Genomic DNA, 21,390 nt, shown 5'->3' with positions numbered 1-21,390 from the left:
AAGATCAAGCCTTCTTCGTCTCCCAGAAGATCTTGTCGATCTGGGCGATGTAGTCCAGTGCCTTCTGGCCCGTCGCAGGGTCCGTGGAGGCCTTCGCGGCCGAGAGGGCCTTGAGGGCGTCGTTGACCAGCTGGTGCAGCTCCGGGTACTTCTCGAAGTGCGGGGGCTTGAAGTAATCGCTCCACAGCACCGAGATGTGGTGCTTGGCGAGCTCGGCGCGCTGCTCCTTGATGACCACCGCGCGGGCCCGGAAGTGCGGGTCCTCGTTGGCCTGGTACTTCTCCTGGACGGCCTTGACGGACTCCGCCTCGATGCGGGCCTGGGCCGGGTCGTACACGCCGCAGGGCAGGTCGCAGTGCGCGCTGACCTTCACCTTGGGGGCAAACAGGCGGGAAAGCATTGAGCTGTCCTTCCTCGTGATCGTCTTCTCAGGTGGGACATTACTCCGTGAGAGACGTGTTTTCGTGGGTGCCCCCATGGGCTTAGGCCAAAAGTCCAGGGCGAGGATGGGACCAGTGGCCGAATGTGCGCAACGCTGTGCAGGACGTGTACTGGACGGACCGGGGAGGTGCCGGAGAGATGCGGGAGGTGCCGGAGGTGCCTGAGCTGACGCAGGGGCAACCCGGGCGAGGGCTGGCGGGGCGGGTGCCGTTCCAGGTGGTGGAGGTGACCGGACCGTCGATGGTGCCGACGCTCCATCACGGGGACTGGCTGCTCGTGCAGTACGGGGCGACGGTGCGCCCCGGTGACGTGGTGATTCTGCGGCATCCGTTCCAGCAGGACCTGCTGGTCGTGAAGCGGGCCGCCGAGCGCCGTCGGGGCGGCTGGTGGGTGCTGGCCGACAACAGCTTCGCGGGCGGGGACAGCACGGACTACGGGGCGGTGCCCGAGGAGTTCGTACTGGCCAGGGTCCGGGCGCGCTACCGGCCGTTGAAGAAGGATCAGCGGTCGGTGTGGGGTGTGGTGGCCTGGGCGGTCTCCGCCCTGCGGCCGGTGTCGGCCGCCCGTTCCGTCTCCAGGCGCTTGCGGGCCCGGTAGGCGGCCACATTGGCACGGGTCGCGCAGCGGTCGGAGCAGTAGCGGCGGGACCGGTTGGTCGAGGTGTCGAGGTAGGCGTTGCGGCACGGCGATGCCTCGCACAGGCCGAGCCGGTCGACCCCGTACGAGGTGAGATGGAAGGCGAGGCCCATCGCCGCGATGGCTGCGTACCCGGCCGTCGCGTTCGACGGATGGTCGGCCAGGTGCATGTGCCAGTCCGGTTTGCCGTCCTCGTCACGGATGTCGTGGCCGGAGATCTGCGGGCTGACCGGGAATTCCAGCAGCAGCGAGTTGAGCAGGTCGACGGCGAGCGTCTCGTCCCCGCCGTCGGCCGCCTCGAAGACCGAGCGCAGCCGCGCCCGTACGGACCTGAAGCGGGTCACGTCCGCGTCGGTCGCCCGCCGGGCCGCCTGCCCGTTGGCGCCGAACAGCTCGCGGACCGCCTCCACGGAGGTGAGGGAGTCCTTGTTGCGGGCCGGCTCCTCGGTGTTGACCAGACGTACGGCGTAGTCCGAGTAATAGGCCAGTTCCACTTGTAGTCCTTACGGCGTCGGTCTATGGTCGATGCAGCGAACGGTGTAATGGGCTTTTACGGGTCCAGGGTATTACATGGAGGTTCCTGGTGACTGAGACATCGACAGGTACGGACTGGCGGGCCTGGCAGGAGAGCTGGGACCGGCAGCAGGAGTGGTACATGCCCGACCGCGAGGAGCGGTTCAGGGTGATGCTGGACATGGTCGAGGCCCTTGTGGGGCCGCGGCCGAGGGTGCTCGATCTCGCATGCGGTACGGGAAGTATTACGGACCGGCTGCTCAAGCGGTTCCCGGAAGCCACCAGCACCGGCGTGGACCTCGACCCGGCGCTGCTCGCCATCGCGCGCGGCTACTTCGACGGCGACGAGCGCGTCACCTTCGTCACCGCGGACCTCAAGGACCCGGAGTGGGCCGGGCAGTTGCCGTACGACTCGTACGACGCCGTGCTCACCGCCACCGCCCTGCACTGGCTGCACACCGAACCGCTCACCGCGCTCTACGGGCACATCGGCGGGCTCGTCAGGGACGGAGGGGTGTTCATGAACGCGGACCACATGATCGACACCGCGACGCCCCGGATCAACGCGGCCGAACGCGCCCACCGGCACGCCGCCATGGACCGCGCCAAGGCCGCCGGCGCGCTCGACTGGGCCGACTGGTGGGCGCTGGCCGCCAAGGACCCGGTCCTCGCCGGGCCGACCGCCGAGCGGTACAGGATCTACGGTGAGCACGCGGACGGCGACATGCCCTCCGTCGGCTGGCACACCGACACCCTGCGCGCGGCCGGATTCGGCGAGGCGCGGACCGTCTGGGCCTCGCCCTCGGACAGCCTGGTGCTCGCCGTGAAGTAGCGGCGGGACGTGCGATGAGGGGCGGTACGGGCCGGTTGCCCGTACCGCCTCTTCATTTTCCGGCTTCCGCTGCAACCCGTCGTGCCTCCCACCGCACTGGAAGGGTGAGACGGTCCGCACCCGCGGACCCGGAGAGGGGCGCCGACGATGCGGATCGATGACGATGCCGCGCTGCACGCCTTCGTCGAAGGCAGACGTACCGCGCTGTTCCGCAGCGCGTACCTGCTCTGCGGCGACCGGCACGAGGCCGATGACCTGGTCCAGGCGACGCTGGTCAAGGTGGTGCTCGGTGGGCGGCGGTACGGACGGCTCGACAACATCGAGGCGTACGCGCGCAAGACGCTGATCAACACCTTCATCGCATCCCGACGCAGGTTCTGGCGGCGCGAACAGTCCTACGGCGAACTGCCCGACCGCGCCGACGGGGCGCCGGACACGGACACCGGTCTGGCGGTGCGGGCGGCACTCGCCCGGCTCACGGACAAGCAGCGGGCCGTACTGGTCCTGCGCTACTGGGAGGACCTGAGCGTCGAGGCCACGGCCGGACTGCTGGGGATGCGGGAGAACACGGTCAAGAGCCACGCGGCTCGGGGGTTGGCGGCGCTGCGCGCCGAGATGGCGGAGGAATTGGTATGAGCAACGAGGTGCACGAGCTGCTGGGGCGGGCCGCGGGCGAAGCGGGACAGCCGGCCACCACCACCCGGGCGGTGTACGCCGGGGCCGCCCGGGTACGGCTGCGGCGCCGGGTCACCGTCTCGGTCGCGGCGGCCGCCGTGGTCGCGGCCGGAGCCGTCGCCGTGCCGAACCTGGCACCGAAGGGCGACACGCAGGAGACCACGGTGGCGGCCCCGGTCGAGCTCGTGGGGAACGGCGGCCGGGCGAAGGAGCTGGCGAAGGTGCTGCCCAAGGATGTCGGGGACATCGATCAGGTCTCGCTGTCCGTCATCCGCGACGGCGAAACCTCCGAGCAGGAAATGCCGCACCTGGAGGGACCGCTGGACGGGCACTTCTCCGTACGCAAGGACGGCGGCGTCGGCTACCTCGTCATCGGCTACCTGGACACCGGGGACCCCGGCGCGGCGGACCCGGCCGGTGATCCGTGCAAGCCCGCCCAGGGGCAGCCGGGTCTGGCGGACTGCGTGAACGAGGAGCTGCCGGACGGACGGGTGCTGACGACCTGGAGCGACCCGATGAACCACGAGGTCGCGCCGCAGTGGGGCAAGGAGCTGGTCGGCCGGCTCACCCTGAAGGACGGCGGGGTGCTGGCCGTCCGTGACAGCACCGGCTTCAAGGGCGAGCGGGCGCAGGGCCCGCTCATGAAGACGCCGCCGCTGACCCGCGCCCAGCTGCGGGAGCTGCTGCTCAGCCCGGAGCTGCTGCCCAAGAAGTAAGGGGTACGGAGGAGGGCGGTACGGAGTCTGCCTCCGTACCGCCCTCTCGCTGCGCTGCTACAGCACCTTCGGCTACAGCACCTTCGACAGGAACGACTTCGTCCGGTCGTGCTGCGGGTTGGTCAGCACGTCGCGCGGGTGGCCCGACTCGACCACGACACCGTCGTCCATGAAGACCAGCGCGTCGCCGACCTCTCGGGCGAAGCCCATCTCATGGGTCACGACGATCATCGTCATGCCGTCCTCCGCGAGACCGCGCATGACGTCCAGGACGTCTCCCACCAGCTCCGGGTCGAGCGCCGACGTCGGCTCGTCGAAGAGCATCAGCTTCGGCTCCATGGCCAGGGCACGGGCGATGGCCACCCGCTGCTGCTGTCCGCCGGAGAGCTGGGAGGGGTAGTTCTTCGCCTTGTCGCCGAGGCCGACCCGGTCCAGCAGCCGCTCGGCCCGGGCCCTCGCGACGGCCTTGGACTCGCGCCTGACCTGGACGGGGGCCTCCATGACGTTCTCGATCGCCGTCATGTGCGGGAAGAGGTTGAAGCGCTGGAAGACCATGCCGATGTCCCGGCGCTTCAGCGCGACCTCGCTGTCCTTGAGCTCGTAGAGCTTGTCGCCCTTCTGGCGGTAGCCCACCAGCTCGCCGTCGACGTACAGCCGGCCGGCGTTGATCTGCTCCAGGTGGTTGATGCACCGCAGGAACGTCGACTTGCCGGAACCGGACGGGCCGATCAGGCAGAAGACCTCCTGCGGCGCGACCTCCAGGTCGATGCCCTTGAGGATGTGCGCGGCGCCGAAGGACTTGTGGACGCCCTCGGCCTTCACCATGGCGGTCATGCCATGCCTCCCTTCGGGCGGCCGAAGGACAGGAGATTGGCCCTGACCTTCTGGAACGGGGTGGGCGGCAGATTGCGGCTCGAACCGCGCGCGTAGTACCGCTCCAGGTAGTACTGGCCGATGCTCAGCACCGACGTCATGATCAGGTACCAGGCCGCGGCCAGGAAGTACATCTCGACCGGTGCTCCGGACCCCTGCCCGATGTCCTGGGCGTACTTGAACAGCTCGTAGAACTGCACGGCCGCCACCAGCGACGTCGTCTTGAGCATGTTGATCACTTCGTTGCCCGTCGGCGGCACGATCACGCGCATCGCCTGCGGGATCACGACGCGGCGCAGGGTCTTGCCGTGGCTCATGCCCAGCGCGTGCGACGCCTCCGTCTGGCCCTCGTCGACCGAGAGCAGCCCCGCACGGCAGATCTCGGCCATGTAGGCGGCCTCGTTGAGACCCAGGCCGAGCAGCGCCGTCAGCAGCGGCGTCATGAAGCTCGACCAGTAGTCCTTGTAGATCGGCATGAGGTTGATGTACTCGAAGACCAGGCCCAGGTTGAACCAGACGAACAGCTGGACCAGGACCGGGGTGCCGCGGAAGAACCAGATGTAGAACCAGGCGATCGACGAGGTCACCGGGTTCCTCGACAGCCGCATCACGGCCAGCAGGATGCCGCCGACGATGCCGATGACCATGGACAGGGCGGTCAGCAGCAGGGTCTGGGTGACACCCTTGAGGATGCGGTCGTCGAAGAAGTAGTCGGGGACCGCACCCCAGTTGATCTTGCCCTGGCTGAAGGCGTAGACGATCGCGGCGAATGCCGCGATGGCGACGACCGCCGAGACGTACCGGCCGTAGTGACGGACCGGAATGGCCCTGATCGCCTCGGGTCCGGACGGTGGAGTGGGGGGTATGGGCGGCTGGTCGGCCGGGCCCGTCTTCTTGATGTCAGTCACAGGAAGAACCTTTCAGCGCCGATGCCTTCTCAGGATCCGCCGTTCAGCTTGGCTTCGGTTACCGCGCCGGCCTCCACGCCCCACTTGGAGATGATCTTGCCGTACTCGCCGTTCTTGATGATCGCGTTCAGGGCCGCCTGAACGGCCTTGGTCAGCTGGTCGTTGCCCTTGGCGACGGCGATGCCGTACGGGGCGGCCTCGACCTGCTCGCCGACGATCTGGAAGTCCTTGCCGCCGCCCGAGGTCTTCACCGCGTACGCGGCCACCGGGAAGTCGGAGGAGACGGCGGCGGCGCCACCGCTGCGCAGCCGGGTCTGGGCCTCCAGGTCGTTGTCGAAGGTCTCGATCGCGATCTTCTGGTCGCCCGCGCACTTCTTCGACTCGGACTTGGCGAGGTCGTGCGAGACGGTGCCGCGCTGGACGGCGATCTTCTTGCCGCAGAGGTCGGCCCAGGTCTTGATGGACTGGTCGTCGCCCTTCCGGGTGTAGATCGAGACGCCGGCGGTGAAGTAGTCGACGAAGTCGACGCCCTCGCCGACCTTCTTCTTCGTCTCGGAGTCGATGCCCTGCTGGCGGTCCTTGGTGTCGGTCATCGACGACATCGCCAGGTCGTAGCGCTTGGAGCGCAGACCGGTGATCAGCGTGTCGAACGTGCCGTTCTGGAACTGGAAGGTCACGCCGAGCTGTTTGCCGAGCGCGGCGCCGATGTCGGGGTCGATGCCGACCGTATTGCCGGACTTGTCCTTGAATTCGACCGGCGGGTAGGCGATGTCCGAACCGACCTTGATGACGCCCTTGTCCCTGATCTCCTTCGGCAGGAGATCAGCGAGCGGGGCCTTGGCCGACGCCGGGTTGTTCGTCGACCCGTTCTTGGTCTGGTCGCCACAGGCGGTCAGCAGCATGGTGCCGGCGACCGCGATGGCGCCGACCGCTGCAATCCTGGATTTCGCGGCCGTGCGACGTGTGGTGCTTGCGGTCATGATCGGGTTGCCTCCGGCAGGTGAGGGTGGTGTTACCAGGCGGTATGGACACACGACTTCGAATGTCGCCCCCCTGTGGGATTAGGGCATCTTGCCATTCGGACTGGCTCAAACTGGTCGCCGATCGTGTCAAAATCGGATAACGGGTGATCCCCGAACCTCGGGAGGCCGGTACGCAGGGCCGGACCATCTACGGGGTTTCCATCTTCACGCCGGAAGATCTGCGGCATGTCTCGACTGGTGGACACTTTTGTCGCTTGGCGGACTTGTCCAGATATTCGACTATGAGTCACGTCACCGAGGCGATATGGACTCGTCCATGACGCGGTCCGTCGGGTAAGAAAGACCTTTACACCCCTCATCCGGGGCTCAGGGCGCGTGTGCGGCGCGCCCGCGCGTATGTATTTCCCCCTGCCGGGGCGGGCCAACCGCCGACGCGGGGCACGTACGCGGTGCCCGCCCACCCCTCCTCAACCAGGAGTGGCCACCCTCAAACGATGAAGACTTAAGGGGTCAACACCATGGCAGCGGAGATTGTCAATCCTCGCAGCGACAGCACCACTGACAGCACCACCGATGAGCCGTTCGATCCGGCCTTCGCTCTCCACCGCGGGGGGAAGATGGCCGTGCAGGCCACCGTTCCCATCCGTGACAAGGACGACCTGTCCCTCGCGTACACGCCCGGCGTCGCCAAGGTGTGCAGCGCCATCGCGGAGAATCCCGAGCTGGTCCACGACTACACCTGGAAGTCGCAGGTCGTCGCCGTCGTGACGGACGGCACCGCGGTGCTCGGCCTCGGTGACATCGGACCCGAGGCGTCCCTCCCGGTGATGGAGGGCAAAGCGATCCTCTTCAAGCAGTTCGGCGGCGTCGACGCGGTGCCGATCGCTCTCGCGACCACCGACGCGGACGAGATCGTCGAGACGGTCGTCCGGCTCGCGCCGTCCTTCGGCGGCGTGAACCTGGAGGACATCTCGGCGCCGCGCTGCTTCGAGATCGAGCGCAAGCTCCAGGAGCGGCTCGACATCCCGGTCTTCCACGACGACCAGCACGGCACCGCCGTCGTGACGCTCGCGGCCCTGCGGAACGCCGCGAAGCTGTCCGGCCGCAGCCTCGGCGACCTGCGCGCCGTCATCTCCGGCGCCGGCGCCGCCGGGGTGGCCATCGCGAAGTTCCTGCTGGCGGCGGGGCTCGGCGACGTCGCCGTGGCCGACCGCAAGGGCATTGTGAGCCGGGACCGCGAGGACCTGACCGAGGTCAAGCGCGAGCTGGCCGAGCTCACCAACCGGGCCGGGATCTCCGGTCCGCTGGAGACCGCGCTGGTCGGCGCCGACGTCTTCATCGGCGTCTCCGGCGGTACGGTCCCCGAGGCGGCCGTCGCCTCGATGGCGCCCGGCGCGTTCGTCTTCGCCATGGCGAACCCGAACCCAGAGGTCCACCCCGACATCGCGCACAAGTACGCGTCCGTCGTGGCGACCGGGCGGTCCGACTACCCGAACCAGATCAATAACGTGCTGGCCTTCCCCGGCATCTTCGCGGGCGCCCTCCAGGTCCGGGCCTCCCGGATCACCGAGGGCATGAAGATCGCCGCGGCGAACGCGCTGGCCGACGTCGTGGGCGACGAGCTCGCGGCGGACTACGTGATCCCCTCGCCGTTCGACGAGCGGGTGGCACCCGCGGTGACGGCCGCGGTGGCGGCGGCCGCGCGGGCGGAAGGCGTGGCCCGGCGCTGAGCCGGTGGGGGCGGGGCGGAGTGGGGCACGGATAAGGGGTGCCTGCGGCCGGCTCCGCCCCCTGCCCGCCCCTTCCCGTAACCGGGGGCTCAGCCCCCGACCCCCGCTCCTCGATCGCCGCAGGGGCTGGAATGCGCGGCGCGCGTCACACCGGCGGCCGGTTACGCCCGGCCCGCGCCCGGCCTATCGTCGGGGCCATGTTCGCCGCCTACGCATCCCGCATCGACCGCGACCAGCCCCTCAACGGCCTCGATCTGGGTGAACGCCCCGCCCCCGAGGCCCGCCCCGGCTGGACCACCGTCGACGTCCGGGCCGCCTCCCTCAACCACCACGACCTCTGGTCCCTGCGCGGCGTCGGCCTCGCCGAGGACAAGCTGCCGATGATCCTCGGCTGCGACGCGGCCGGAATCGACGAGGACGGCAACGAGGTCGTCCTGCACTCCGTCATCGGCCAGACCGGTCACGGCGTCGGCCCGAAGGAACCCCGCTCCATCCTCACCGAGCGCTACCAGGGCACCTTCGCCGAGCAGGTCACCGTCCCCAGCTGGAACGTGCTGCCCAAGCCGAAGGAGCTCAGCTTCGAGCAGGCCGCCTGTCTGCCGACCGCCTGGCTCACCGCGTACCGGATGCTCTTCACCAATGCCGGGGTGCGCCCCGGCGACTCGGTCCTCGTCCAGGGCGCGGGCGGCGGCGTCGCCACCGCCGCGATCGTGCTCGGCCGGGCGGCCGGGCTGCGGATCTACGCCACCAGCCGCGACGAGGCCAAGCGCAAGCGGGCCGTCGAACTCGGCGCGATCGAGGCCTTCGAGCCGGGCGCGCGGCTGCCGCAGCGCGTCGACGCGGTCATCGAGACGGTCGGCGCGGCCACCTGGTCCCACTCCGTGAAGTCGCTGCGCCCCGGCGGCACGCTCGTCATCTCCGGCGCGACCAGCGGCGACCGGCCCCCGCACGCCGAGCTGACCCGGATCTTCTTCCTGGAACTGAAGGTGGTCGGCTCGACCATGGGTTCCAAGGACGAGCTGGAGGACCTGCTGGCCTTCTGCGCGACCACCGGTGTGCGGCCCGTCATCGACGAGGTGCTGCCGCTGGACCGGGCCCGCGAAGGGTTCGAACGGCTCGCGGCGGGCGACCAGTTCGGAAAGATTGTGCTCACCTGCTCTTGAGGTGTGCAGGGTGAGCTGCTCTGATCTGCGCCATGCGAATACGGATGCGCTTAGGCAGCGTACTCACCTCGGTCGTCACTTCGGTTGTGCTCGCGGCGGGGGCGCTCGCCCCTGTCGCCGACGCACACCCCGCACCACCGGATCGGCCCGGCATCCCTCGTCTCACCGACGACGAGGGCCGCACCCTCACCCTGCGCGGGTGGAGTTTCGCGGACAAGACGAACAGCGGTGACCAGGCGCTGACCGCCATCACCGAGAAACAATTCCGCGATCTGCACGCCAAGGGCTTCGACTTCGCCCGGCTCCTCATCTTCTGGGACGACCTGGAGCCGCGCCGGGGCCAGTACAGCACCGCGTATCTGCGCCGGATCGACCGGGTCCTGGGCTGGGCGCGGAAGTACGGCATCCGGGTGGTGCTCGATGCCCACCAGGACGTCTTCGGCCCGGCGTTCGGCAGTCGGGGCATCCCGGCCTGGGCGACCCGTACCGACGGTCTGCCCTTCACCCCGCACCCCGACGACTGGTTCTCCGAGTACTTCGAGCCCGCCGTGCAGCGTGCCTTCACCCATCTCTACGAGGACCCCGATCTCCAGCGCGCCCAGGCGCAGATGTGGAAGGTCGTCGCCGACCGCTACGCGCATCACCCCGCCGTCATCGGCTACGACCTGATCAACGAGCCGATGGGGGAGCTCCAGGAGGGTGAGGACCTGCCGACGGCCGCCCGGCGCATCGAGGCCCGCCAGCTCACCCCGATGTACAACAGGCTGGCCCGCGCCATTCGTTCGGTGGACCGCTCCACCTGGCTCTTCGTCGAACCCACCCCCGCCGTCGGCGAGGGTGTCCCCACCGGGCTGGGCGTGATCAAGGACCACCGGATCGTCTACGCACCGCATTTCTACAACACCGCGATGGAGGCGGGCGCCGACTACGACCCGTCGGCGGGCTGGATCGAGTCGTACGAGGCCGCCGTCACCGCCTACCCGGCACAGCAGCACATTCCGGTCGTCGTCGGCGAGTGGGGCCCGTTGAACAACACGCTTCCCCAGATGGGCCGTTTCTACCAGGACGCGATGGCCTCCCTGAACCGCTACACCTCGGGCTGGGCCGGCTGGGTGTGGTGCTACGGCGGCGGCTACTGCGCCTTGGACGAGAACGGGGACTTCGCCGCCAACAAGGAGCGGACCGCCACCCCGTACGCCCCCGCCGTCGCCGGAACCGTCCACTCCGACACGTACGACGACAACGCCCGCGTCTACCGGCTCACTTATACGGCGGGCCGCCGCGGCACCACGGAGATCTCGCTGCCGCCGACCGCCGGGCGGTGGCTGGTCTCGGTGGACGGCCGCGCCGAGGTCCACAGGCACGGGGGAGAGGTGCGCGTCCGGGCCCGGGAGGGGACGCGCGTCACGGTGACGGTGACAGGGACGGCGCGCGGCTGAGCGGGCCGGACGCGGCACGGCTGTCAACCACGGTTGACAGCCGTTCAAGAAGGCGGGCTGAGGCGCCGACTTCCCGGCCTTCGGGGGGCGTGCCCCGGGGCGTGCCCGGGGTCGCCCGGTTCCTGCCCCGGCGCACCCCCCCGCCCCGCCCGTCACTTCTCCCCGCTGTCGCCCTTCCGCAGCAGCGCCCCGATGCGGGCCGCCGCCGTCGACAGATGGCCGCGGGCCTCCGCCAGCTGCTCCTCCGTGACACCCCGGTCCCGGGCCGCGTCGCGGATGTCGTCGCGGAAGCGGTCGAGCAGGCGGTCCAGGTCGCGGGCGGGGTCGCCGGTGCCGGCGGTGTCCTTGCCCCAGTCGGGGTCGGCGTCGGCGGGTTCCGGCTTGACGTACGGGGGTCGGGCGCCCGCCCTGGCGAAGCCGCTCAGCTGCCCGGTGATCTCGGCCAGCCCCTCCCGTACGCCCGTGGGCCAGTCGCCCCGGGCGAAGTGCTCCTGGACCTGGCGGGCGGCGTTCTGCATCTGCTCGCGCGCCCGGTCCTGGGCCTCCTTGGCCTGGCGGCGGGCCTGCTGGGCCTCCTCACGGGCGCGGCGGGACTCGTCCTTCGCCCGGCGGGCCTGCTCCTTCCATTCCTGCTTGGCCTTGCGCAGTTCCTCCTTCGCGGCGCGCCACGTCTCCTTGTCGCCGAAGTCCCCGAAGTCGCCGAAGGGGGACTCCCAGTCGCCCTTGCGGCCCGAACCGGAACCCGTGTGCCTGGTCTCGTCCGCCGCGGCTCGCATCTCGCTGCGCAGCTTGCCGGCGGCGCCGCGTACGTCGTCCCGTATCTCGGCGGCCAGCTCGGAGACCGATTCCCGGATCTCCATTTCCAGATCGGCCAGTTCGCCGGTGCGGCCGGCCAGTTCGGCGCGGCCCGCGTCGGTGATCGAGTAGACCTTGCGGCCGCCCTCGGTGGCATGGGTGACGAGGCCCTCGGCCTCCAGTTTGGCCAGGCGCGGGTAGACCGTGCCCGCCGAGGGGGCGTACAGCCCCTGGAAACGCTCCTCCAGGAGCCGGATGACCTCGTAGCCGTGACGAGGGGCCTCGTCGAGGAGCTTCAGAAGGTAGAGGCGGAGGCGGCCATGGGCGAATACGGGGGGCATGTCAGAGCACCTTTCCGGTCGGCTCGGCATCGTACGGGCCGTCCTCGGCCGGCGGGCGGCGCAGCAGGGCGATCGATCCCGAGACGGTCGTCGCCCTCAGCTTCCCGGTCCCGGCGCCGAGCGTGCCGGTGATCTTCTTCGCCCCCCACTGGCCGCTGACCCGCAGGTCCTCGAAGCCGTTGGAGACGGAGCCGCTCGCGGTGTTGGCCTCCACCGTCGCGTCCGCCGGGTGCGGCAGCCGGATGGCGACCTCGCCGGAGACAGTGGTCAGCCGGATGTCCGTGGGCTTCCCGGTCGGGTCCAGGTCGAGCACCATGTCGCCGCTGACCGATTCCGCCTGCACCGAGGCCCCGGCGCCCTCGACGACCGTCAGATCGCCCGAGACCGAATGGAAGCGGAGCTCGCCGGTGACCGACTGGGCCTCCACGTTGCCGGAGACCGTCTCGGCCAGGACCGGTCCCGCGAGCCCGACGAGCGCGGTGTCGCCGGTGACGCCCCGTACGTCCGTGCGCCCGCGGATGCCGGACACGACGGCGCCCGCGCCGACGACGCCGACCTCCACCGCCGACCCGGCCGGCACGGCGAGCGAGACGACCGCGCTGCGGTGCCAGCCCTTGCGGTCGAACCACTTGAGGAAGTTCTGCCAGGGCAGGTCCTCGTAGGCGACCGTGAGCGTGCCGTCCTCCAGGGTCACGATCAGCGGCGGTCCCTCGATCCCGGAGACCTCCAGCCGGGCGGTCGGATCCTCGGTGCCGACGACATTGACGGTGCCTCCGACGATGCGCACGTTGAGCGATGTCACGGGGTCGTCGAAGGTCAGCTTCTGGGGCTCGGCGATGGCCCATGTCGACACAGGCATGGATCTGACCTCCCGGGGAGCATGGATGACGCAACATATCGCGTCTCTTGTTGAACACGATATATCGCGGTTCGGGGAAGTCAAGGCGCGTCATGTGGTCGCCGGTGGATCAAGGAGCGCTAAATATGGGCAAATTGCCCTAGCGTGTGGCGCATGAACGCGACATCCCCGCGGGGGCGCTGCTGCCGTGCCGAACCGGAGACCGTACGGCCGGTGGCCCATCTGCTGCGCGAGCGGATGCTGCTCGCTCCCGCCGGAGACGGCTGGTCCGTCCTCGTCCCCGAAGGAAAGCCCTGGCGGGGCGGTGCTGCGGATGTGGAGCCGGTCGACCGGGTCGTGGCCGGCTGGGTCATCGTGCTCGCGGTCGGCTCGACCTGGCCCGTGCTCGCCGTGTGGTGGGACGGCGACCGGGCCGGCTGTACGCTCGCGTCCGGATTCCGCCGTCCGGTCGGCTACGTCTGGCTCGCCGACGGCACCCCGGCCGGTGAGGACGAGGCCATGCGTACGTTCGCCGAGCGCCTCGGCCTCGACCCCGTGCTGGACGTCCAGTCGCTCGAAGGGCTGACCCGCCCGGACCCGGACGCCGACGCGCGCATCCGGCTGCGCGGTCTGCTCGCCGTCCTGACCCGGATCGGGCTGGTCCTTCCGCCGGGCCTGGACCCGGACACGCCGGGCGACCGGCTGTACGCCGCGGCCGACGACCGGCCCGAAGCGGAACCGCTCGTCTGGACCGGGTGGCGCGAGGCGGTGAAGGCCGAACTCGACGCGGTCGGGAGCAGCCGTCCCGGCCCCTGGATGCGCGGCCCCAGGGCCCGGATCCTGGCAGGCGCCCAGCTCGCGGCCGGACTCCCGCTGGCCCTCTGGGGCTGCGCCGCCCCGGCGGCGGATGGGTGCTCGCCGGGGCGCTGCTGCTGGCGCACGGGGCGCTCGGCCTCGCCTACGACCGGATCAGGGGCGCCGAGGACACCGCGAACAGGCGCGAGTGACTACTCGTCCTCGTCCTCGTCGTCGAGCCGGGCCAGCCAGGTCGCGAGGCGCTCTACCGGCACCTCGAAGTCGGGATTGAGATCGACGAACGTACGGAGCTGCTCGGCGAGCCACTCGAAAGTGACCTCTTCCTCGCCACGCCGCTTCTCCAGCTCCTCGATACCGCGGTCGGTGAAGTACATGCGGCAAGCCTAATGCCTGGTGACAGCCCCACGGAGGCCGGGACCAGGTCCCTGGGCCGCAGTTCCCGGCAGCCCCGCGAGCCCGCCGAGAACCGGCCCGCACCACCCCCGCGTCCTGGTCGATGTACCTCGCATCGGGCGCGTACTGCCGTTAGCCTGCGGGTAGTTGGGGAACGGGGGGTTTCATGGGTGACAGTGACGCCCGTATTACGCGCATTGAGATGCCCGACGGCACGGAGGTCTGGGCGCGGATCTCCGGCGCCGAGGAGCTGACACAGCCCGGCTCGGGCCCGTCGTTCACCGACATCGGTGCCGGGAACATCGCCGACCGGGTGCAGGCCCGGGTCGAGAGCCTGCAAGGGGTCGTGACCAGCGTCGCGCGTTCGCTCGCCGAGCCGCTGCGGGCCGTGCGGCCCGACGAGGTCAGCGTCGAATTCGGCATCGAGCTCACCGCGAAGTCCGGCAAGGTCGTCGGACTCCTCGCGGACGGCGAGGCCAAGGGGTCCATCAAGGTCACGCTGACATGGAACGGCGGCGGACCGCCCCTCGACCCGCAGGTGCCCGCACAGACGGCGGGACAGCAGCCGGCCACCCCCTCCGTCTCTCCCGCCGCCTCTCCCTCCGTTTCTCCCGCCGGGGCATCCACCGGCGCATCGGCGCATGCGAGCGGCACCGGACCGGACGACGGAAGCGGATCGTGACGCCCCCGCCGGCCGGGGGCGCGTGGCACGGGCCGAACGACGCGGAATCCGCGCTGATGAGCCTCGTGAAGGACGCGACGGTGCGCATCCATCGTCCGGAGCCCGGGTATGCCCCTGAAGGATCCGACGGCGACTTCCTGGGGAGCGGCTTCTTCATCGCCCCGAGCTGGGTCCTCACGTGCGCGCACGTCGCGATGGAGGGGAGGGGGCGTCAGGTGAACGTGGTGTACAAGACCGCCCGCGGCGGCGACGCCGTCCGGGTCGGGGGCACGGTCAGGGCGGCCCTGCCCGAGCAGCGGCCCGGCGCAGGCGGCTGGCCGGCCCCCGACCTCGCCCTCATCCAGCTGCTGCGCCCCGTCGAGCACCCCTGTGTGTACCTCAGCGAGCGCTCCACGGGCATGAACCGCGGCGCGTACTACTTCGCGGGCTGGGCGGACGGCGGCGCGGGAACGCTCAAGCGGCTCGGCCGGGAGTGCCGGGTGGTGGGCACCGTCGACGACTGGTCCGACGGCGACGAACAGGTGCTGATCGAGGCGAGCCAGCTGTACGCGGGCATGTCCGGCGGACCCGTCGTCGACCTGGCCCGGGGCGAGGTCGTCGGCGTACTCAAATCACGCTCCATGGATACGAACGGCGGTACGGCGATCGGCGTGGAGCGGCTGCGCACGCTGCCCGTGCCGGCGGGGGCGGCCACGGCCGAGTCCGACGACCCGTACCAGGCCGTGTTCCACGCCCACGACCGCTACCACGCCGACCGGCACAACAGCCCCGTCGACGACGAGGAGACCTGGGCGGATGTCCAGCGGGACCTGGGCTGCGTGGCGGGCCCGGCACTCACCCCGCAGCAGCGCGTCGACCTGCTGGGGCGGCTCGCCAAGCTTCCCCCTCCGGTCAGCACCCGCAGCCTGCTCGACATCCTCGGCGGCCTGGGGTACGGCTACCGGACCGTCGGCGTCCCGGCCCCCCGCGGCTGGCGCGACGGCCTGGGAGTCCTCTACGACGCACGCGAGGGCGAAGAGGCGCTGGAGCGGATCCTGCGCTACTGCATGAGCGCCATCACCGCCGAACGCCCCTATGTGGTGCCGTCCACCAAACTCGCCGAGGACGCCCTGTGGGACTGGGTGAAGGAGACCGCCGAGGACCGGCTCCGGCGGCCGTTCCGCCGTGAGATGGCCCAGCTGCGGTACCAGGGCCGGTACGACCGGGGCGCCGAACATCTGCGGACCCCCGAGCCGGCCGGCGAGCCGGTCCGGCCGCCGCGCTCCCCGTCGGTCGTCGTGCTGCACCTGGAGCCCCGCGCCTGGCAGCCGGACCAGTACGACTGGCGGGTCGTCGCCCGCCCGTCCGACGACGACCTGCCGGTGACCGAGAACTACCAGGGAACCAGGGCCGACGAACTGCCGGCCAGGCTCGCCCCCTCCCTGGCGAAGGCGTTCCGGATGTGCGACGAACCCGACAGCCCCGCGGTCCTCCAGGTCGTGGTGCCACCGGCGCTGCTCGACCTGGAGGTCGAGAAGTGGGAGCTGCCCGCCGACGGCCGGCCGCTCGGAGTCCAGCGGCCGGTCGTCATCCGCTGCTCGGACGGGCGCCCCGCCCCCTCCGAGGACGGCGCCCGGGAGCGCGAGGCGCGCTGGAACCGCATCCACACCGGCCCGATGCGGGCCGCGGTCCTCGACTGCGACGACGGTATGCGGGTACCCGTCCCGGTGACGGCGGAGCTGCGCGGACAGGCGTACGAGACCGTCCCGGTGCTCTGCCGGTACGGCGGCCGGTCCGACGCCCAGAGCGTCGCGGGGTTCGGGCGGGTGCTCGAAGCCGGGTACGGCGTGGTCCTGTGGCGCCGCCCGAGGGCCGAACGGGCCGCGGCCTGCACGGAGTTCCACCTCCGCGCCGTCGACACGGTCGACGGGACGGGCGTGGCCGACCGGCTTCCGCAGAAGATCCAGGAGCTGAGGAAAGGGGTGCGCGAGGGCCGTCCCGACATGTTCTGGTCGGACGGAATCGCCCTGGTGTACGGCAAACCGCAATCGGAGCCGCCCGACCCGTTCCTGCAGGCGCCGTGAGGTGGGTTCCGGGGTGCGGATCGGATGGCTACGGTGAACCACGTTCGACTGCTGCTGCCCCTGGCGGACGAGTGATGACGAGGAACACGTTATGAGTGAACCCAGCGAGTGGCTCATCTACCGAGGGGCCGGCGAACCGCACGAAGGCATCGAGCAGTTGCCCCCGCCACCGCCCTGGCGCGACTTCGCGAGCCGGGGCGCCCCGGCCTCCGACGAGCCGGACGGGGACGGATCCGCCGACCGCCGTCTCGGCGGCCACCGGCACATCGCCGAACTCCACCGGCCGGGCGCCGAAGAGCTCGAAATGATCAACGCCGCGCTCTATCTGCGGCGCCCGCTGCTGGTCACCGGCACCCCCGGCGCCGGAAAGAGCACACTGGCCCACTCCGTCGCCCATGAGCTCGGGCTCGGCCGGGTCCTGCGCTGGCCGATCGTGAGCCGGACGACACTGCTGGACGGCCTCTACCACTACGACGCGATCGCCCGGCTCCAGGACGTGCAGATCGCCGCACACGGCGCGGCAGCCGGTACGCGCGGCGCCGAGGCCGCCGACGGAGTGGGCAGCTACATCCGGCTCGGGCCGCTCGGCACCGCGCTGATGCCCTCGGACCGGCCCCGGGTGCTGCTCATCGACGAGCTGGACAAGAGCGACATCGATCTGCCGAACGACCTGCTCAATGTGTTGGAGGAGGGCGAGTTCGGCATCCCCGAACTGGAGCGGATCGCCGACCGGCTGCCCGACGGCGAGGCGGAGGTCCTCGACGACGACGGCAACAAGGTGAAGGTCCGCGGCGGCCGGGTGCAGTGCACGTCGTTCCCGTTCGTGGTGCTCACCAGCAACGGCGAACGGGACTTTCCGGCGCCCCTGATGCGCCGCTGCATCCACCTGGAGCTCGGACGCCCCGACCACCAGCGGCTGGCGACCTTCGTACGCGCCCACCTCGGCGACGAGGCGGCGCGCTCCGGGGACGATCTCATCGCCCATTTCCTGGAGCGGTCGCGCAGCGAACTCCTCGCCACGGACCAGCTGTTGAACGCGATCTACCTCACCGACGCCGCCGCCCCGGCCGGCCGCGACCGCCTCGCCGACCTGCTCATCCAGCGACTCGACCGGCCGAGGTGATGTGCTGATGGCGGGCGCCGGGCCGGAGCGCTCCCCCGATGCGCGTGGCGCCGACGACGCGGGGCTCTACCCCGCGTTCGTGGCACGGCTGCGCGAGGCCGGGCTCGACCCCGACGTCGAGCAGCTCCGCGACGCGCTCTGGCTGGCCCGCTGGGCCCGCCACCCGGACGCACCACCGGAGGACGAGGAGGTGCGGGGGAGCGCCCCGCCCGTCCGCCTTCCTCCGGAGCGGGCGGACGGGCCGCCCGCCGCCCCCGGGCCCGCCGCCGTGGGGCCCGCACCCGAGGCGCCGCGCGACGAACCCCTGCCGCGCGCCGATCCCGGGGATGCCGACCGGATCACCCTCTACCCCGTACCGCGCCCCGGCGCCCGCCCGCGGACCGGCCGGGGTGCCGCCCGGGCGGGGCGTACGGCCGCCCTCACCTTCGGTGTGCCCGCCGCCCCCGCACTCCCCGCCCCCCTCGAACTCCAGCGAGCCCTGAGACCCTTGCAGCGCTACCACCCCGCCTCGCCGCCCCTGCGCACCACCCTCGACGAGACGGCGACCGCCGAACTCAGCGCCCGCGCGGGCGGGTTGATCATGCCGGTGTTCCGGGGCGTGTCCCGGGGCGAGGCGGTCCTGCAGTGCGTCATGGACGCCTCGTCCTCGATGCGGGTGTGGGACCGCATGTTCGGTGAACTCCAGCAGATATTCGCCCAGTTGGGCGCCTTCCGGGACGTCCAGATGCGCTATCTGCACCAGGGCCCGGACGGCGCCGCCGCGGTGAGCCGCAGCCCCGACCCGGCCGCGGCGCCACTGCACTCCGCGGACCGGCTGAGCGATCCGACCGGCCGCCGCGTCACCGTCCTGGTCAGCGACTGCGCCGGTCCGCTCTGGCACAGCGGACGGGCCCACCGGCTGCTGCACCACCTGGCCGCACAGGCCCCGGCCGCCGTGCTCCAGCCGCTCCCGCAGCGGATGTGGAACCGGACCAGACTCCCGGTCACCTACGGCTCGCTGTCCCGGGGCGACGGACCCGGCGGGGCCGCCGTACTGAAGGTCGTCGAGCATCCGGGCACGGGCCCCGCCGTGCACCCGGGGGCCCTCGCCGTTCCCGTGCTCCCGCCGGTCGAGGGGGCGTTGGCGGCCTGGGCGAAACTGCTCTCCGGCACCGGCTCGGGACAGATCTCCGGCGCGGTCGGCTGGGTGCGGCCCGATCAGCCGGCCGCCGCCGCACAGCGCCCGGGCGGCGGACTCTCCTCGCTCCAGCTGGTCAGCCGCTTCCGGGCGGCCGCCTCGCCGGCCGCCGGGCAGCTCGCGGTCTACCTCGCGGCGGCCCCGCTGCACCTGCCGGTGATGCAGCTGGTGCAGCGCACGATGCTGCCCCACTCGGGCCCCTCCGAACTCGCCGAGGTGCTGCTGAGCGGGCTGCTGTCACGGAGCAGGGGCGAGGGCGGCGGTCAGTACGACGGCCAGTGGTACGAATTCGTGCCCGGCGTACGGGAGGCACTGCTCGGCCCGCTGAGCCGCGACGAGGCGCTGCTCGTGCTCAAGCACTGTTCGCAGTACATCGAGCAGCGGTTCGGCAAGGGCGGGCCGAACTTTCCGGCCCTGGCCTTCGCCCAGCTCGGCGAAGGCAGATCCGCGGCGCTGCCTGCCGCCCTCGGCACGGACCCCATGGAGAACGGCGCACCCGACGAGGAGAGCGAAGAGGGCGGCGAGAACGGGGAGGGCGGCGCGAGCGGCGCCTCGCGCGTCCCCCATCCCTTCGCCGAGGTCGCGGTCCGCGTACTGGAGCGTTTCATGCCCCTGCCCGAGCAGTTCGTGACGAAGACCGGACGGGGCGGCCACCGCGGCACCGCCCAGACCCGGAACGCCGCGGTGGAGAGCGCCCGCGCCCTCCTGCGGCAGTTCGAGTCGGACAGCATGGTGCAGTACCTCATCGACGCCGTGCAGCTGCTGCGCGGCGCCACCGAACGCGAGGAGCGGCCGGGCGCCGACCCCGGACTGTGGGCGGAGTACTCCCGCTGCGTGCTGCGGCTGTGGGAGGTCCAGGGCGACGCCGAACTGCTCCGCGAGGCCGAGTACGCCGCCGAGCAGGCCGCCGCACACCCCACCGCCGTGCGCGAACGGGCCGTACTGGCCAAGGTGTTGCACGCCGCAGCCGACGACCGGCGGCGGCGCGGCGACCGGCGCGGGGCGCTGGAGCTGCTGCGCCGCGCCGACCGTGAGTACACGGCCGCCTGCTCGGCCGCCGGCCTGGAGCCCGCCGAGGCCCTGCGGCTGACGCTGGAACGGGTCCGGGCCCTGGAGGCGCAGTGGCGGCTCGACGGCGACACCGCGCTGCTCCAGGCCGCGTGCGGCATGCTGGAGGCCTTCGCCGACGTCTGGCCCGACCAGGAGAACCGCCCCACCACCCTGCCCCTGGCGCACGGCCGGACCCTGCTGAAGCTGGCCGGGGCCACCGCCGACACCGAACAGTCCCGGGTGTACGCGGGCCAGGCGGCTCGCTCCCTGCGCACCGCGTTCGAACAGGGCGGCGGCCGGCACACCATGGGCACCGAGGTGCGCATCCTGCTGGACCTGGTGGACGCCCTGCTCGGCTCCGGCCAGGAGCCCGACGAGGCCGCGACCCTGATCCAGCAGGCCCTGGCGACCGTACGCGAACAGCGGCTGCGCGCCTCGCTCCAGATCAGGGCGGGCCGGGTCGGTGTCGCGCGGTACGAGCACACCGGCGAGCCGGACGAACTCGTCGACGCCGCCGACTGGTTCGCCCGCGCCGCCCGCGGCGTACCGCGCGACTCGCGGGCCCACGCCGACCTGCTCGCCGAGTGGGGCGGCACCCTGCTGCGCCGGGCCCGGCTGCCGGACGGGCGCCCGCACATCGGTGCCGCGATCCGGGTGCTGCGCGACTGCCGTACGGAGACGGCTGCGGGGAGCACGCGCCAGGCCGAGCGGCTGCTGATGCTGGGCCGGGCGCTGATGCTGCGGCACCGCGCCACCGAGGACCGGGTCGACCTCAGGGAGGCCGAGCACCTCTTCGGCCTCGCCGCCCAGGAGGCGACCGACCCGCTGACCGAGGCACGCTGCTGGCTGGAGCTGGGCCGCTCCCACCTCGACGCCTCCCGGGTGCTGCAACGTCCGGCCCGGCTCGACGAGGCGGCCGAGGCGTTCCGGGGCGCGGCCGAGGCGGCCGAGGCGGCCGGTGCGGCGGAGGCGGAGCTGGACGGTCCGCAACAGTTCGCACAAGCAGTCGAGTTGAGTGCTACAGCCAACCACTGGCGGGGTATGACGTACGAGAGGGCGGGACGCCCCCGGGCCGCCCGCGAGGCGTACCGGGCGGCCCACCGGGAATGGCGCAAACTGCCGGACGGCGGCGGCTCGGCGGGCGAGGCGACCGCGGAGCGGCTGGCGGAACTGGAACGCTGAGCCGCTCGAAGAGGAGCACCG

General features: G+C 71.4%; 19 protein-coding genes and 1 pseudogene. 12 read left to right on the top strand and 8 right to left on the bottom strand.

Annotated features, from left to right (window positions below; genetic code table 11):
• Positions 1-4: 4 nt before the first annotated feature.
• Positions 5-400 carry a superoxide dismutase, Ni gene (gene sodN / locus BT364_RS04605; RefSeq protein WP_072483792.1) on the bottom strand — a complete coding sequence of 132 codons (396 nt, stop codon included), beginning with the start codon at positions 398-400 and terminating at the stop codon, positions 5-7.
• Positions 401-579: 179 nt separating this feature from the next.
• Between sodN and sodX the strand changes: the two genes are divergently transcribed.
• Complete coding sequence (sodX, locus tag BT364_RS04600; RefSeq protein ID WP_072484176.1) at positions 580-1,038, top strand: nickel-type superoxide dismutase maturation protease; 459 nt, start codon at positions 580-582, stop codon at positions 1,036-1,038.
• Here sodX and BT364_RS04595 read toward each other — a convergent pair.
• Complete coding sequence (locus BT364_RS04595) at positions 942-1,571, bottom strand: CGNR zinc finger domain-containing protein (RefSeq protein WP_072483791.1); 630 nt, start codon at positions 1,569-1,571, stop codon at positions 942-944. The two genes, sodX and BT364_RS04595, sit on opposite strands and share 97 nt — an antisense overlap.
• An 89-nt stretch (positions 1,572-1,660) precedes the next feature.
• Here BT364_RS04595 and BT364_RS04590 point away from each other — a divergent pair, with 89 nt between their 5' ends.
• From BT364_RS04590 to BT364_RS04580, 3 genes are all read left to right on the top strand, one after another.
• Positions 1,661-2,422 carry a class I SAM-dependent methyltransferase gene (locus BT364_RS04590; protein WP_072483790.1) on the top strand — a complete coding sequence of 254 codons (762 nt, stop codon included), beginning with the start codon at positions 1,661-1,663 and terminating at the stop codon, positions 2,420-2,422.
• A 147-nt stretch (positions 2,423-2,569) separates the two neighbouring features.
• Entirely contained in the window at positions 2,570-3,058 is a 489-nt protein-coding gene (locus BT364_RS04585; protein WP_072483789.1) for a SigE family RNA polymerase sigma factor, read from the top strand.
• Positions 3,055-3,813 carry a hypothetical protein gene (locus BT364_RS04580; RefSeq protein WP_072483788.1) on the top strand — a complete coding sequence of 253 codons (759 nt, stop codon included), beginning with the start codon at positions 3,055-3,057 and terminating at the stop codon, positions 3,811-3,813. Before BT364_RS04585 ends, BT364_RS04580 begins: the two co-directional genes overlap by 4 nt.
• A gap of 72 nt (positions 3,814-3,885) precedes the next feature.
• Here BT364_RS04580 and BT364_RS04575 read toward each other — a convergent pair whose 3' ends face one another.
• Genes BT364_RS04575 through BT364_RS04565 form a run of 3 tightly spaced genes read right to left on the bottom strand, consistent with a single transcriptional unit; the run spans position 3,886 to position 6,574 of the window.
• The gene (locus tag BT364_RS04575) at positions 3,886-4,647 is read right to left on the bottom strand and encodes an amino acid ABC transporter ATP-binding protein (RefSeq protein ID WP_072483787.1); all 762 of its coding nucleotides are present in this window, start codon (positions 4,645-4,647) and stop codon (positions 3,886-3,888) included.
• Positions 4,644-5,594, bottom strand: coding sequence for an amino acid ABC transporter permease (locus BT364_RS04570; protein WP_072483786.1), 951 nt, complete (start codon positions 5,592-5,594; stop codon positions 4,644-4,646). Before BT364_RS04570 ends, BT364_RS04575 begins: the two co-directional genes overlap by 4 nt.
• Positions 5,595-5,623: 29 nt before the next feature.
• Positions 5,624-6,574 carry an ABC transporter substrate-binding protein gene (locus tag BT364_RS04565; RefSeq protein ID WP_072483785.1) on the bottom strand — a complete coding sequence of 317 codons (951 nt, stop codon included), beginning with the start codon at positions 6,572-6,574 and terminating at the stop codon, positions 5,624-5,626.
• Positions 6,575-7,095: 521 nt separating this feature from the next.
• Between BT364_RS04565 and BT364_RS04560 the strand changes: the two genes are divergently transcribed.
• The 3 genes from BT364_RS04560 (at position 7,096) to BT364_RS04550 (ending at position 10,909) form a co-directional block, all read left to right on the top strand.
• Positions 7,096-8,307, top strand: a complete 1,212-nt coding sequence (locus BT364_RS04560; RefSeq protein WP_072483784.1) for an NAD(P)-dependent malic enzyme — start codon at positions 7,096-7,098, stop codon at positions 8,305-8,307.
• A gap of 197 nt (positions 8,308-8,504) precedes the next feature.
• On the top strand, positions 8,505-9,470 hold the full coding sequence (locus BT364_RS04555) for a zinc-binding dehydrogenase (protein WP_072483783.1): 966 nt from the start codon (positions 8,505-8,507) through the stop codon (positions 9,468-9,470).
• Positions 9,471-9,502: 32 nt separating this feature from the next.
• Positions 9,503-10,909, top strand: a complete 1,407-nt coding sequence (locus BT364_RS04550) for a cellulase family glycosylhydrolase (protein WP_256259589.1) — start codon at positions 9,503-9,505, stop codon at positions 10,907-10,909.
• Positions 10,910-11,061: 152 nt separating this feature from the next.
• Here BT364_RS04550 and BT364_RS04545 read toward each other — a convergent pair whose 3' ends face one another.
• Together BT364_RS04545 and BT364_RS04540 are read right to left on the bottom strand one after the other, a co-directional pair.
• Entirely contained in the window at positions 11,062-12,045 is a 984-nt protein-coding gene (locus BT364_RS04545; protein ID WP_072483781.1) for a PadR family transcriptional regulator, read from the bottom strand.
• Between the two features lies 1 nt (position 12,046).
• Positions 12,047-12,904 (bottom strand): DUF4097 family beta strand repeat-containing protein, encoded by an 858-nt coding sequence (locus BT364_RS04540; protein ID WP_072483780.1) that lies wholly within the window; start codon positions 12,902-12,904, stop codon positions 12,047-12,049.
• A gap of 153 nt (positions 12,905-13,057) precedes the next feature.
• On the opposite strand from BT364_RS04540, the pseudogene BT364_RS04535 reads away from it, so the two are divergent.
• Positions 13,058-13,890: pseudogene (locus tag BT364_RS04535) on the top strand (hypothetical protein).
• On the opposite strand, the gene BT364_RS04530 reads toward BT364_RS04535, so the two are convergent.
• Positions 13,891-14,073, bottom strand: a complete 183-nt coding sequence (locus BT364_RS04530) for a DUF6104 family protein (protein WP_003961784.1) — start codon at positions 14,071-14,073, stop codon at positions 13,891-13,893. It abuts the pseudogene before it with no gap.
• 185 nt (positions 14,074-14,258) lie between these two features.
• Between BT364_RS04530 and BT364_RS04525 the strand changes: the two genes are divergently transcribed.
• The 4 genes from BT364_RS04525 (at position 14,259) to BT364_RS04510 (ending at position 21,369) form a co-directional block, all read left to right on the top strand.
• Entirely contained in the window at positions 14,259-14,774 is a 516-nt protein-coding gene (locus BT364_RS04525; RefSeq protein WP_072483779.1) for a CU044_2847 family protein, read from the top strand.
• Positions 14,771-16,837: a serine protease gene (locus BT364_RS04520; protein ID WP_256259588.1), complete on the top strand. Its 2,067-nt coding sequence runs from the start codon at positions 14,771-14,773 to the stop codon at positions 16,835-16,837. The genes BT364_RS04525 and BT364_RS04520 overlap by 4 nt, the downstream gene beginning before the upstream one ends.
• Positions 16,838-16,928: 91 nt before the next feature.
• Positions 16,929-17,960: an AAA family ATPase gene (locus BT364_RS04515; RefSeq protein WP_072483778.1), complete on the top strand. Its 1,032-nt coding sequence runs from the start codon at positions 16,929-16,931 to the stop codon at positions 17,958-17,960.
• A 7-nt stretch (positions 17,961-17,967) separates the two neighbouring features.
• Positions 17,968-21,369: an SAV_2336 N-terminal domain-related protein gene (locus BT364_RS04510; protein WP_072484175.1), complete on the top strand. Its 3,402-nt coding sequence runs from the start codon at positions 17,968-17,970 to the stop codon at positions 21,367-21,369.
• Positions 21,370-21,390: the final 21 nt, after the last annotated feature.

The organism is Streptomyces atratus, from assembly GCF_900119365.1.
Taxonomy (GTDB): Bacteria; Actinomycetota; Actinomycetes; order Streptomycetales; family Streptomycetaceae; genus Streptomyces; species Streptomyces atratus_B.
The sequence above is the reverse complement of the archived record's forward strand: the minus strand, read 5'-3'. Positions and strand labels throughout refer to the sequence as shown.